Origin of the sequence: Microcoleus sp. B4-C2 (genome assembly GCF_036705265.1) — a bacterium.
Taxonomy (GTDB): domain Bacteria; phylum Cyanobacteriota; class Cyanobacteriia; order Cyanobacteriales; family Microcoleaceae; genus Microcoleus.
This window is the reverse complement of the sequence record NZ_JAUBUB010000010.1, coordinates 28260-41844: the sequence shown is the minus strand read 5'-3', so window position 1 is coordinate 41844 and position 13585 is coordinate 28260. Positions and strand designations below refer to the sequence as shown.

At 46.3% G+C, this 13585-nt stretch carries 7 protein-coding genes; 3 read left to right on the top strand and 4 right to left on the bottom strand.

The genetic code is table 11. The features are described from left to right. Nucleotides 1-126: 126 nt before the first annotated feature. A complete protein-coding gene (gene ftsH2, locus QUB20_RS05945; protein ID WP_333082514.1) occupies nt 127-2013 on the bottom strand; it encodes an ATP-dependent zinc metalloprotease FtsH2 in 1887 nt (628 codons plus the stop codon). A 404-nt stretch (nt 2014-2417) separates the two neighbouring features. Here ftsH2 and QUB20_RS05940 point away from each other — a divergent pair, with 404 nt between their 5' ends. Both QUB20_RS05940 and QUB20_RS05935 read left to right on the top strand, forming a co-directional pair. Further along, complete coding sequence (locus QUB20_RS05940) at nt 2418-3500, top strand: ParM/StbA family protein (RefSeq protein ID WP_333041971.1); 1083 nt, start codon at nt 2418-2420, stop codon at nt 3498-3500. A gap of 20 nt (nt 3501-3520) precedes the next feature. Further along, nucleotides 3521-4039, top strand: coding sequence for a hypothetical protein (locus QUB20_RS05935; RefSeq protein WP_333056950.1), 519 nt, complete (start codon nt 3521-3523; stop codon nt 4037-4039). Nucleotides 4040-4227: 188 nt separating this feature from the next. On the opposite strand, the gene QUB20_RS05930 is transcribed toward QUB20_RS05935, so the two are convergent. From QUB20_RS05930 to QUB20_RS05920, 3 genes are all read right to left on the bottom strand, one after another. After that, entirely contained in the window at nt 4228-5151 is a 924-nt protein-coding gene (locus tag QUB20_RS05930) for a hypothetical protein (protein WP_333246675.1), read from the bottom strand. 148 nt (nt 5152-5299) lie between these two features. After that, a complete protein-coding gene (gene mgtE / locus QUB20_RS05925) occupies nt 5300-6697 on the bottom strand; it encodes a magnesium transporter (protein WP_333246677.1) in 1398 nt (465 codons plus the stop codon). A 304-nt stretch (nt 6698-7001) separates the two neighbouring features. After that, nucleotides 7002-7325 carry a hypothetical protein gene (locus tag QUB20_RS05920; RefSeq protein ID WP_333211537.1) on the bottom strand — a complete coding sequence of 108 codons (324 nt, stop codon included), beginning with the start codon at nt 7323-7325 and terminating at the stop codon, nt 7002-7004. A gap of 674 nt (nt 7326-7999) precedes the next feature. Here QUB20_RS05920 and QUB20_RS05915 point away from each other — a divergent pair. After that, on the top strand, nt 8000-13489 hold the full coding sequence (locus QUB20_RS05915) for a PAS domain S-box protein (RefSeq protein ID WP_333246679.1): 5490 nt from the start codon (nt 8000-8002) through the stop codon (nt 13487-13489). The last annotated feature ends 96 nt before the right edge of the window (nt 13490-13585 follow it).

Sequence of the window (13585 nt, the reverse complement as noted above, 5' to 3'; positions counted from 1 at the left end):
AATTGGCGTTTAGGGGCGGTTTAATATTATTGACAGTTTAATAAAAAAGTAGGGACGTGGCAATAGTCTTGCGTCCCTACTTTTTAAAGACACGGCAATGCCGTGTCCCTAATGTTCAAACAACTATTAAAGTTGAGGAACGTATTGTTCTTTTTCAGGAACAAAAGTGTATTCAGAGACGATTAGGCGCAACTCTTCGCCGTCGATGGTTTCTTTTTCGATCAACAAATCGACTAAGCGATCGATCACGGTGCGATTTTCGCGAATAATTCGGCGGGCGTCGTCGTAGCAGTGATCGACAATCGATCGAACTTGTCCGTCAATCCGAGAGGCTATTTCTTCGGAATATTCCGATCGCGCTGTGTAGTCGCGGCCGAGGAAAATTTCGCTTTGCTGGGCTTCCAGGGCGATCGGGCCCAAGGTAGACATCCCGTAGCGAGTTACCATTTGGCGCGCCATACCGCTTACTTGCTGCAAGTCGTTGCCGGCACCGGTGGTTACTTCGGCATCGCCGAAAACTACTTCTTCGGCTGCGCGGCCACCCAAAGCACCGCTAATCCGGGCTAAAATTTGCGATCTTGAAATCAAACCTTGGTCTTCGCTGGGCATGAACCAAGTCAAGCCCCGGGCCTGTCCGCGAGGAACTAAGGTAACTTTTTGAACTGGATCGTGGGCTTGAATGATTGTACCGACGATCGCGTGGCCGATTTCGTGGTAAGCAATCAAGCGCTTGCTCTTGCTGTCCACCAAAGGAGTGCCTTCCATACCTGCTACCACGCGATCGACTGCATCGTCAACTTCGAGCATCGTAATCGCTTCTTTGCGGCGGCGGGCGGTTAAAATCGCAGCTTCGTTGAGCAAGTTAGCCAAATCAGCGCCGGTAAAACCAGGAGTGCGGCGGGCGATAGCGTCCAAAGAAATCTCTGGAGACAGCTTCTTGTTGCGCGCGTGAACTTCCAAAATTTCCAAGCGACCTTTGATATCCGGCGTATCTACGCTAACTTGGCGGTCAAAACGTCCCGGACGCAGCAGCGCTGAGTCGAGCACGTCGGGGCGGTTCGTGGCAGCAATGATGATAATGCCAGTATTGCCCTCAAAACCGTCCATTTCGGTCAGCAACTGGTTCAGGGTTTGTTCCCGTTCGTCGTTACCGCCACCGATACCGGCGCCGCGCTGGCGGCCCACTGCATCGATTTCATCGATAAAGATGATGCAAGGAGCATTTTCTTTAGCTTTCTTGAACAAGTCCCGAACGCGGGAAGCGCCGACACCGACGAACATTTCGACAAATTCCGAACCGGAGATGCTGAAGAAAGGTACGCCGGCTTCGCCTGCGATCGCTTTTGCCAGCAGGGTTTTACCGGTTCCGGGAGGGCCAACTAGCAGCACGCCTTTGGGAATCTTCGCCCCGACTGCGGTGAAGCGTTCGGGTTTTTTGAGGAATGTCACTACTTCTTGTAGTTCTTCTTTGGCTTCCTCAACGCCTGCTACGTCGTCAAACAGTACGCCTGTTTTAGCTTCCATTTGAAAGCGAGCTTTGGATTTGCCAAAGTTCATCGCTTGGCCAGGGCCCCCTGGCACGTTGCCACCGCGGCGGAAGAGGAAAAACAGGCCTCCTACTAACAAGAGGGGAAATACTAGATTGCCTAAAAGTCCCCAGACAGCACCGTCGTTGCGTAGTGGGTGAGTGTCGAAGCTGATTTTGGAGTCTCTGAGCCTAGAAACCAGTTCCGGGGCATTTGAGGGCAAGTCTACCCGCCACCGCTGCTCGTGATTGTCCAGTTCGGGATCGACTGCTAGGACAATAGCCGTCCGGCCTCCGTCGTAAAGGTCAACGCTGGTCACTCGACCGGCGTTTAAGTAATCTAAGAATCGACCGTAGCTCAGGCGGGTGCTGGCGGTGTTCTTGCTCATTTCTGCCGGGGATGGCGCAAAGGCCCCCTGCCACAAGAAAAAGCCGATGACTAAGGCGGGTAAAGTCCAAAGTAGTATAGTTCGCCAAGAAATTTTCATAAACGCGGATGCCTTGAATTGGGGACAGATCGGGTAAGATCGCGGTGTGGGAGAAGTGCGACAAAAGTTTACACTCAGAATCTTAACTAAATTTAACTTAACAATGCACTCTCAGGCAACAGGCCGTATTGCCGCGATCGATCGAGAATACTCCTCGACCGAAACCATCCAGGGTACAAGCCCCCGGACCGCGGCCCCTGTTGTCGCCTCTAAAATCTAAAATCTAAAATCTAAAATCTAAAATCCATTAAGGGCGATCGTCCCGAATATAATGTTTGGTGCTGATTTCGATACCGATCTAGGTAGAGTTAGAAGAATCGCCGCAAAACCCACTGTCTTTAAGCGTGGCAGTGTCAAGGGATAAGGCATGATAATGGTGAGGCTCAGTGAGGTAACACATTTCAATGACAACTAGACAGCTTGTTCCTAATTCGGCTATGCTGACCCAGCAGACTAAAGTCGCTTCTAACAAATCGATTATTAGTGCTGATTTGGGTCGGACGGCAACTAAAGCTTGCGTGAGTCGCAACCCGAGTAGCGTTGTTTTCATCCCTGCCAACGTGGCTACTATGCCCGTAGAAAAGGTGCGGGGCGGCAGCTTTGAGTCCAAAGCAACAGACCCTCTGTTGGATATGTGGCTGGAGTACCAGGGCAAGGGCTACGCGATCGGTCAATTGGCAGCAGATTTTGGCGCTAATCTCGGTGGCGCTGACCAATCGAAAGTAGTAGATGCTTTGGTTAAGGTCTTTTCCTGTGCTGGATATTTCCAGATGAAAGGCGAAATAGCAGTTGTGCTGGGTTTGCCGTTTTATTCGCAGGATCAGTTTGAGAAGGAAAAGGAAGAGATTATCAGCCAACTGCGCTCTCCCCACGTTGTGGTGTACCGGGGCGAGCGGGTGGATATTAACATCAGTCACGTTTGGGTGATGCCGGAAGGGTTCGGCAGCCTGATTTGGTGCGAGGCTCAAGATAACAAGGAGTTTACGCCGGAGTTGCCGGAACTGTCGGTGGCTGTTGTAGATATCGGACACCAAACTACCGATTTGTTAATGGTCGATCGTTTCCGTTTCGCCCGGGCGGCTTCAAAGAGCGATTCCTTCGCAATGAACAAGTTCTACGAACAAGTTGCCTCAAAGATTCCGGGGGCAGACCCTCAATCTCTGTCTTTACTGGAAGCGGTGAATAAACCCGAAGGCCAGCGTTTCTACCGTCCCAGAGGAGCGACTAAGCCGACTAATTTAGATCCGATTATTAAGGACTTGCGGGAGGCTTTCGCTAACGAACTGTCCGAACGTTTGGTGCAGTGGTTGCCCGAACGTGTGACGGATGTGGTTCTGACTGGCGGTGGCGGCGAGTTTTTCTGGGAGGTTTTGCAACCTTTGCTTAAAGACGCCAATCTTAAGGCTCACTTGGCTCAGCCTTCCCGGAAAGCTAATGCTTTGGGACAGTTTATTTATGCTGAGGCTCAGCTAGCCACGATAAAGTAACGCATTAAGGCTTGAACCCTATGGCACTGTGGGCAAAAAATAAGGCGAATTTCTCGGTGGCGTTTACGGAAGATGCTGCGGATCAAACTTTGCTGGCCGCTATTGAAAAAGAGTTGGCTTTCACGAAGTATCAGACTTTCAGCAATCTCTGCAAGCAAGCTTTGTGGCAGTTTTTGTCTGTATCTGAGTCTGCTAGCTCTACACAGAACTTTCAGCGGTTGGAACAGCGTATTGCTGAACTTGTGGTGAAATTTGCTGAGTTTGAGCACAATGTTTCGGCAGAGGAATTAAGCCGTTTGGAGGGACTGGAACATCAACTGAGTCAACTCAGCGCGCAGTTGGATCAGTTGCAGGGGAGTGTTAACAGTAAGTTTGCTCAAGTTTCTTTTGCCCCAGTTTCAAAAGTAGTAGAGCCTGGCCCGATTGAGTCTGACTCTGTGGCGGATGATAATGTAGTGCCTGATGCTGAAGTTGCTCCTCCTCGGAATTCCGATCCTTTGTTGGAGCGTTTAAGTTCTTTGTTACCCCAAGATTTCTAAAATGAGGTAGACCCAGGCTAAAAAGCCTTGAGATGTAATGTTAGTGGCCCGCTGTTAGCAGCCGGTACTGAATACAGAAACAAAGCGATCGCTCTTTTGAAAAAAAAGGGCGATCGTTTTGTTATTGCCGATTTTAGATTTTAGATTTTAGATTTGAGATTTACTCATTTTTATCTATACCATTCCCATTATTTGATTAATCCTAATTTTTGTAAGCGCGAACGAATCGCACTAGGCTGTCGCTGAAATCTCTGAGCTAATTCGTCAATTTGTTGACCGCTAGCATATTCTTTCTTCAAATTTTCGTCTTCATCCTGACTCCACTTGACATAAGCTCTGGGATATTTCTGGCGAATTTTCTCATTCTGGGTTTTAGGTCGATAACCATTCTTTTGCTCGCCATTCAAACCAGAACCCAACTGTGGGTTAATTTCCCCACCGCGATGGGCTAGCGCCTCTTGCACGCGGTTGGGAATCACAGCAATTTCTTCTGAGAGTTCCGCTAAAGCATTGTCTACTTTTTGCTGAAGTTCTGTTAGCTGCCGCTGCTGCAAATTGCCCCACTGTGGCAGTTCGTTGATAAACTGCTGCAAGTCCAGAATTATTGTGGTCAAAGTTTCGACTTGTTGCAATTCCGGTCGCTGTTTGAATTGGCGGCTGGTGAGTTCGATCTCACTTTGAATCATTTTAATAGTTTTTTCTAAAATTATTAGTCGCTGGCGCAGGTTCTCAATTGCTGAAATTAGAGAGTGTACGTTTTCTCCAGGCCCAACATTGAGATTTTCGCGAGATGTTTGAGAAAGAGCTTCGTCTAAAGCATTTACAGCAAGTTGCAATTGCTCGATCGCGCGATCGGTAGTAGCTGCTTGTTGATTTACGCGATCGAACGTGGCCGCCGTACTTGCTTTAACTTGCTTGTGCAGCTTCTGCCGGTTCACAAAATTCAACACCAACGCAATCACGATCGCGCCTTGAGCATAAACGCTCTGTTCCCAAACCAAACTAGCAGCCAATCCCACAGCAGAGGCAGCAATAAAAACCACTTCAGCAGTTTCTAACAAATTGCTCGACGTGGGATTTTGGATTTTTGTTGGTGAATTGGATGATGACATAAGTTAATTAGGAATTGGGAATTGGGAATTGGGCATAGGGAATTGGGCATAGGGCATAGGGCATAGGGAATTGGGAATTGGGAGGCTGTACATCACGGAATTTAAAATTACTATGGGTTTTTTATTGACAGCCATGTAATTAAATATATTAAAGCTGCAAAATTTGTCGAGCTAAAGTGAAATAAATCAAGACCCCGAGGACATCAACTGCGGTGGTAATAAAGGGAGCAGACATTAAAGCGGGGTCTAAACCCAAAGAACGAAATAGAAAAGGCAGAGCTGAACCGGCAATAGAAGCTAAAATTGCGATCGCAAACAAACTCACTCCCACCGCGAGTGCCACTGCTAAACTCCCTTGCAGAGTATAAGCCCAGCCCGTCGCTACAGTCCCCAATATAGCTCCTAGTAGCGCTCCCGCCATCCCCTCGCGAACAATTACTTGAAACGGGCCCATTGCTGTAATTTCGTCAGTGTTCAAACCGCGAATTACAACAGTTGAGGACTGAGCTCCGACATTGCCTCCAGTGCCCGTCAGCAGGGGAATAAAGGCTGCTAGGGCGACTACTTGGTTCAAAATATCTTCTTGAGCTCTAATAATTGCGCCGGTGACAGTATTAGTTAAAAGCAGAACAAACAGCCACACGACTCTTTTCCGGGCAACGGTGATTAAATCGGTCTGAAAATAATTGTCGCCACCGGATTGGACGCCGCCCAAGGTATAAATATCTTTGGCTGCTTCTTGTTCTAAAATGTCGATCGCATCGTCAACTGTAATGATGCCGACCAAACGCTGTTCGCGGTCTACAACGGGCACAGCTAAAAAATCGTAACGCTGGATCAGCCTAGCTACTTCTTCTTGATCCGTTCCTGTTTGAACAGAAACTACGTCGCGGGTCATAATTTCGCCGACGGTTTTGTCGAGGGGCGAAGTGACTAAATCCCGCAGGGATAAAATACCTGTCAAGCTGCGTCCGGCGTCGGTGACGTAAAGAGAATAAATTGTTTCGGTAGTTTTAGCCAAAGAGCGAATTCGGTCTAAAGCTTGGGCGACGGTAAAGCTTTCTTTGAGAGAAATATATTCCGGGGTCATGATCCGACCGGCGGTACTGGCTTCGTAACCCAAAAGTTGAGCCGTAGCTTCCCGTTCCGTCGGGCTCAATTCACCCAACAGGCGACGGACTAATATTGCCGGCAGTTCGTCAAAGAGTTTAGCTCGATCGTCCGGGGACATTTTGTCTACAATGTCAATGACTTCTTGGCGTTTGAATTTTTCGCAGAGGGACTGCTGAACGCTGGAGTCGAGATATTCGTAGACTGCGATTGCTTCGTCTTTGGAAAGCAAGCGGAAAGCTATTACTTGCATGGTTTCTGGCAGGCCTTCGATAGCTTCAGCTATGTCTGCTTCCTGCACCGGGTGCAAAATCGCTTTTGCTCCTTTAAAGTCTCCTTCTTCCAACAGGGCCCTTAACTGCGATCGAACTAATTCCCGCAGTTCTTTTCGCGCGTAGGTTGGTAGAGAAGACGATTGATAACTTTTTTCTGTCACTGATGACCCTCCTAAACCTGTGCTGCGCGCCTTCCTGAATCCAGTTTAGAGCCTATTGACGCCACTGGTTACAGCGATCGGACTTGCCCTGACAAGATCCGCACCTGACCACGAATTTCAAAGGTAGTACCCGCCACGTGATTTATCCGTGGAATCAATCCCAAATCGAAAATCGAAAATCACTTATTGCCCCCGCATTGATCCGTGGGGTCGCCTCTAAAATCTAAAATCTAAAATCTAAAATCGCGCAATCGATTGACCCCTATTCTTCTGGTGCGCGCCGACCACCTTGCCCGATTTGGGTTCAAATACATTTATCTTGAGCGGCAACACTCATCGGTAGGAAAGGAGAATTGCGCCCCAGCACTTTTTCCAACAGGTTTGTCGAACTTTGATTGCGAATATAATTATTGACTGTTTCTTGCCATTCAGTGTCACTTGCTGGCAATATCATGCCGTAAGAAATGCAGGTTAAAGGCTGCTCCGGTATCACAGAATATTGGCTTGGACTTAAACCCTGTCTCAGCGTTTCTCCTACTAACAGCATTCCGTCGCTAGCGAAGGCATCGATTGTTCCTGATACCGCATCTTTTACACCAGACTGTCTGCCCGCGATACCTTCATACAAAGGTGTAGGGCTAGGATTTAGACTCTCAGATCAAATCAATGAACAGGGAACAGGAAAATTCTTTGATGTAGGAATGAGTCTCAAAAGCTGCATCTGAATAGTATATAATTATCACACAACAGATGTGATATTACAAGGTGCGTATGGTGGGATAAAAATTCTCTTCGCTCTTATTTTTATTACGGAATGTTTAAACTTGTATCTTTTCCTTAACCCTTTTATATTCTTTACCAAATCTTTATTTTTTTTGTATAGGGTCTTGTTATCGTTGCTTCAAGCGAGCTTACAGCATTTTGCAACAAGAGTGAAATAGCCTTTAGTTAAAAAAGAGGTCTTTATGACACAGTGCCCCTGCTGCTCGAATCAAATGCTCCGTCACGTTCGCCAGCATCAAATCTACTGGTTTTGTCGCCAATGTTGGCAAACAACACCTATTTACAATCTGAACAGATGTTGCTCATCGCCATCTCTAAATCTAGTTAGAGGGCTAGGGCTTAATGAACAAGATTCTTTACCAGTGGAATCTAATAGCTCATTTGAGGGGGTATAAAGTTTAGATAGTGCCTTATAACTAACTGGTTTTCCGGCTCAAGACTTAGCTCTCTTGCCTCAGTAAATTACCCAATTATAGCCCAATAAATCGAAAACAGCTCTATTCATCTATCGCTTAATTTATGGTGATCCCTCGACGCAAAGTCATTATAAGTTTAGACCAAACACCACTTAAACGATTGCTACCTCTTTTGCTTGGTGTGGTGGCTTCTTTTGCTGTTTTATTTACGTGGCAACAGCTAACCATCAATGCACAAATTCACATTGAGCAGTTAATTCAGCAGGAAGCCAATGCGATTCAGTCACAACTAACCGAAGGATTATCCATTCGAGTGTTGACGCTTCGGCAAATGGCGAGTCGCTGGCAAGCCAATGGCGGTACACCAAAGGCTCTTTGGGAAGCCGATGCTGAGGCTTATGTAAAGGATTTTTACGGTTATCAGGCGATCGCATTAGTCGATCCATCATTTAAAGTGCGATGGGTTGCACCACTGGCAGGGAATGAGGCAGCGCAAAACCTAGATTTGAATGGGGAACTACGTCGGAAAATTACTTTGCAAGTAGCTCGTGATTTGCGTCAACCTATCTTAAGTGGCAATATTTCACTTGTTCAAGGGGGTAAAGGATTTTTAGCAAGTTTTCCTTTGTTTGTAGGTGAACGGTTTGATGGGTTTATTGTCGGAGTTTTTCAATTTAAAACTCTATTTGAGAGTATTTTAAAAGTGTCATCTGGGTACAATGTGGCTATATATGATGGCCAAAATTTGATCTACGGTCAAAAGTATTTGCCTCAAAAATCCGAGGATAAAACAGTTGTAGTGAAAGCCTATGGTGTAGACTGGAGGATAGAGGTTTTTCCAACTTCATATCTACTAAATAATGTCAAATTTTATTGGCCAAGAGTTGTATTAATTGGTGGTTTAGTTTTGGTTTTGATCCTGATGTGGGTCGTGTATCTCGCACAAATTAGTTATGGCAAAGTCGATAAATTCAAAAAAGCTAATCGCCAGTTGCAATGGGAAATTCACCAGCGAGAACAGGCAGAAATTGCGATCGCCCGACTAGCTGCGATCGTTGAATCTTCGGAAGATGCCATTCTTAGTAAAGATTTAGAGGGTGTAGTTACAAGTTGGAATGTAGGAGCCGAAACAATTTTTGGCTATACAGCGGCCGAAATAGTAGGGCAATCAGGGAGAAAAGTGATTCCCGCAGACTATCGAGATGAGGAAAACGAAATTATCACTAAAATCCAGCGAGGAGAACGCATCGAACACTACGATACAAAGAGGCTGAGGAAAGATGGAACATTAATCGATGTCTCGATGAGTGTCTCCCCCATTAAAGACCATGCAGGGAATATAATTGGAGCCTCAAAGATTGCCCGGAATATTGCTGACCGCAAACAAGCAGAAGCAGCACTACGTCAAAGTGAAGAACGCTGGGAACTTTCTGTACGCGGGAATAATGACGGCATTTGGGATTGGAATGTTCAAACCAACGAGGTCTTCTTTTCTAGTCGTTGGAAGGAAATGCTGGGCTATGAAGACCATGAAATCCAAAACATTCTAGACGAATGGGCTAATCTGGTACATCCCGATGATTTGGGATGGGTGATGCAAGCCGTTCAAGATCATTTTGCCAAGAAAACTCCTTTCTATATCACAGAACATCGCATTCGCTGCAAAGATGGTTCCTACAAATGGATTTTGGATCGTGGTCAAGCACTTTGGGATGATGCAGGTAACGTAATTCGGATGGCTGGCTCTCACACCGACATTACGGAGCGCAAGCAAGCTGAAGTTGCTTTACAGGTCAGCGAAGCCAGATATCGGCAATTGATCGATAACTTAAATGCGGGTTTTGTGATTCATGGGACAGATACCTGCCTCCAATTCTGTAATGAAACGGCCGCTGAATTACTAGGGTTTTCAATGGATCAAATGCTGGGAAAACCCGTGAGCGATCCGGCATTGCATTTGGTGCGGGAAGATGGCAGCGTTATGCCCCTAGAGGAATATCCCGTGAATCAGGTTTTATCCACTGGAAGTGCCCTCAAAAATTATGTTTTAGGAATTCAAAAAGAAATTAATAGTTTTGTTTGGGTATTAGTTAATGCCTACCCTGAGTTAAATCAAACTGGTCAAATCCAACGAGTTGTAGTTACGTTTATTGATATTAGCCAGCGCAAAAAAGTAGAACTGGAAATCCAAAAAACGCGCAATTTCTTACAAGCACTGCTGGATAATTTACCGATCGCAATTTTTGTTAAGGACGCACAGCCTAAACGATTTGGGGTATTTCAGTTTTGGAATAAAACCAGCGAACGGTTATTTGGCATTTCAGCCGAACAAGCGATCGGCAAAAGTGGCTATGATTTTTTCCCAACAGAACAGGCTATCTTTTTTGACCAGAAGGATAGAGAAGCCTTTGAGAAAGGTAAGAGTGAGGATATTGCTGAAGAAATCATTGACAGTCATAGTCTCGGAAAACGTTGGCTGCATACGGTGAAGATTCCCATTTACGACGAGCAGCATCAGCCCCAGTACCTACTTTGTTTTTCAGAAGATATCACCGATCGCAAACACGCAGAAGCAGAGCTTAGAGAACTGAGTGAGGTGATGAAAAATGCGCTGTCCGGCATTTCCAAACTGGATGTACAAGGGCGTTACATCTATGTCAATAAAGCATATTCTGACGTGACAGGCTATCAGCCAGAAGAAATGATCGGGATGTCCTGGGAAAAAACCGTAGATCCCGATGAGTTGAAAAAACTCGTTGCAGCCTATGAGCTGATGGTGCAAGAGGGCAGAGTTGAAGTTGAAACCAGAGGGGTTCGTAAAGAAGGTTCGGTTTTTTATAAGCAATTGGTGATGATTTCAACTTACGACGAACAGCATCAATTTTTGGGGCATTACTGCTTCATGAAAGATATTAGCGATCGCAAAAAAGCCGAACTTGCACTAGAACAGGAACTCCTGCGGAGTAAAGCCTTCTTCAACACTTCAATGGACGGTGTTGTTGTCATGGATTGGGTCGGAAAAGTTGTCGAAGCTAGTCCCAGTTTTGCTCAAATGCTGGGCTACACCCTAGAAGAAACCCTGAATCTGAGTGTGTTTGATTGGGATGCTGAATGGACGAAGGAAGAACTACAACTTATGCTCCAGAGAGAGGAGGTTATTCCGCTGTTTGAAACGCGACATCGCCGCCAGGATGGTTCTGTATATGACGTGGAAATTAGCTGGAACCGGGTGGAATTACAAGATGAGATAATGAACTTCTGTATCTGCCGGGATATTAGCGATCGCAAACGCAACGAAGCGGAACGCCAACAAGCAGAACAGGCACTCCGAGAGAGTGAAACTCGCTTCCAAGCCTTCATGAATCACAGCCCTGCTCTTGCCTGGATTACCGATGAAAATGGTGTAATGCTCTATGCCAGCCAGACTTATCTCAATACCTTGGAGTTACCCAGTGAGGATGTGATTGGAAAATCCCTTTTTGAACTTTACCCTGCCGCCTTCGCCCAACAATATCTAGACAATATCCAAACGGTTGTTGAAACCAACGAGCTAATTGAAACGATTGAGATGGCGTCCCGTCGAGATGGGACTCTGGGTGAGTTTTTGGTTTACAAATTTCTCATCCCCGACTTACCTGGGCAAATGCTAGTAGGTGGTGTGGCGATCGATGTGACGCGACAACATCAAGCGGAAACCGCTTTACAACTGAGTGAAGAACGCTTAATGCTGGCACTAGAAGCCTCTGGAGATGGATTATGGGATTGGAAAATTGCAACTGGAGAAGTTTACATTAATTCCTACTACCAGGAGATGCTGGGCTACAAGCCCGGTGAGTTGGTGATGGATGTGAAAGTCTGGGAACAGATGATTCACCCTGATGATAAATGCTGGGTTTTTGAGGCTCTCAATAGTAACTTGCAAGATAGCTCTCTCAAATATGCCTTTGACTATCGTGTGCGTTGCAAGTCAGGTGAGTGGAAGTGGATCGCTAACTACGGGAAAATCGTTGCCTACGATGAAGAGGGTAAGCCTTTACGGATGATTGGAACGCATAAAGATATCAGCGATCGCAAACAAAAAGAACTGGCACTGCTGCACGCCATGGAAGCAGCAGAAGCAGCGAATTTGGCAAAAAGTACCTTCCTAGCCAATATGAGCCACGAATTACGCACTCCTCTCAATGTAATTCTAGGATTTGCTCAGGTAATGACCCATGACATCTCTTTAACTCCCAACCAAAAACAAGACCTGCAAACAATTCGACGGAGTGGGGATCACCTCTTGAGTTTGATTAACGATGTGCTGGATCTCTCGAAAATTGAATCGGGACACTGCACAGTTGAACAAAGCGGATTGGACTTAATTGCGCTGCTGCATTCCCTCCGAAATATGTTGGCGGAACGAGCAAGTTCTAAAGGACTTGACTTTTGTTTCGAGATTGCGCCAGAAGTTCCCCAATTTATGATTGTCGATGCTCAAAAACTGCGCCAGGTTTTGCTCAATTTGCTGAGTAATGCCATCAAATTTACCGAGAGGGGAAGCATTACTTTGCAAGTCAGCATTGAGGCGGACGGTACAGGGGCATTAACCACAACTCGGCAGATTCTCCAGTGTGTAGTCGCTGACACAGGTGTAGGGATTGCATCGGTCGAACTCGATACTATCTTCGATGCGTTTGTGCAAGCCCAAGCTGGGAAGCGATCGATCGCCGGTACTGGCCTAGGTCTCACCATTAGCCGCAAATTGTTGGAACTCATGGGCGGAAAAATTTCTGTCAGCAGCACTCTGGGAGAGGGGAGTACCTTCACATTTACCCTTCCCGTCAGCCCCATCAGTGGAGTTAATGTTACACCGGAAGAGAATAATCGCCTCGTGATTGGGCTGGCTCCCAGTGAACGGGATCATCGCATTTTGGTGGTTGACGATCAAGCAGAAAATCGCTTGCTAATGGTCAGATTACTGACACAATTAGGATTAGAGGTAAAAGAAGCTACCAACGGACAGCAAGCTGTGCAGATTTGGCAACAATGGCAACCCGACCTAACCTGGATGGACATTCGGATGCCCGTGTTAGATGGATATGAAGCTACCAAGCAAATTCGGGCAATGGAAGACGGACAGAACAGTATCATTATTGCACTTACGGCCCAAGCTTCCCAGAGCGATCGCGCCCTCGCCTTAGCTGCTGGCTGCAATGACTACATCAGCAAGCCCTTCCGGGAACAGACCCTATTTCTTAAGATGGCCCAATACCTAGGTTTAGAGTATGTATATGAGGAAGAGGAAACAGAAAAAGGCGAACGGGGAACAGATTGTTTTCCTTCTGATCTCTGTTCTGTTGCATCTTCCGTTTCAAATTCCCTCGATCCAATGCTTCTGGCAACATTACCAAAAGAATGGGTGGTGGAGTTGGAAGATGCTGCTTTATGTGGGGATGATTTTGCGATCGTTGAACTGGTAGCTGAACTTTCATCAGACCTGGCTCAATTCGGTACTCATCTGACGGAACTCGCCCACCAGTATCAATTTGAGAAAATCCTTAATCTAATTCAAGGTAATTTCCCAAGTGAAATTCCTCCATTGGATTTATAAGCTGTTGTGCAGTTAAACGTTTGATTAGGACTCGTAAATTAGGCACACCCAACAAGAACTCAATTTGATTGTTGGTAAAATTTCCCAAAAAACATC

Coding starts and splice junctions, on each gene's coding strand:
- ftsH2 (WP_333082514.1), bottom strand. CDS start 2,013: ATGAAAATTTCTTGGCGAACTATACTACTTTGGACTTTACCCGCCTTA.
- QUB20_RS05940 (WP_333041971.1), top strand. CDS start 2,418: ATGACAACTAGACAGCTTGTTCCTAATTCGGCTATGCTGACCCAGCAG.
- QUB20_RS05935 (WP_333056950.1), top strand. CDS start 3,521: ATGGCACTGTGGGCAAAAAATAAGGCGAATTTCTCGGTGGCGTTTACG.
- QUB20_RS05930 (WP_333246675.1), bottom strand. CDS start 5,151: ATGTCATCATCCAATTCACCAACAAAAATCCAAAATCCCACGTCGAGC.
- QUB20_RS05915 (WP_333246679.1), top strand. CDS start 8,000: ATGGTGATCCCTCGACGCAAAGTCATTATAAGTTTAGACCAAACACCA.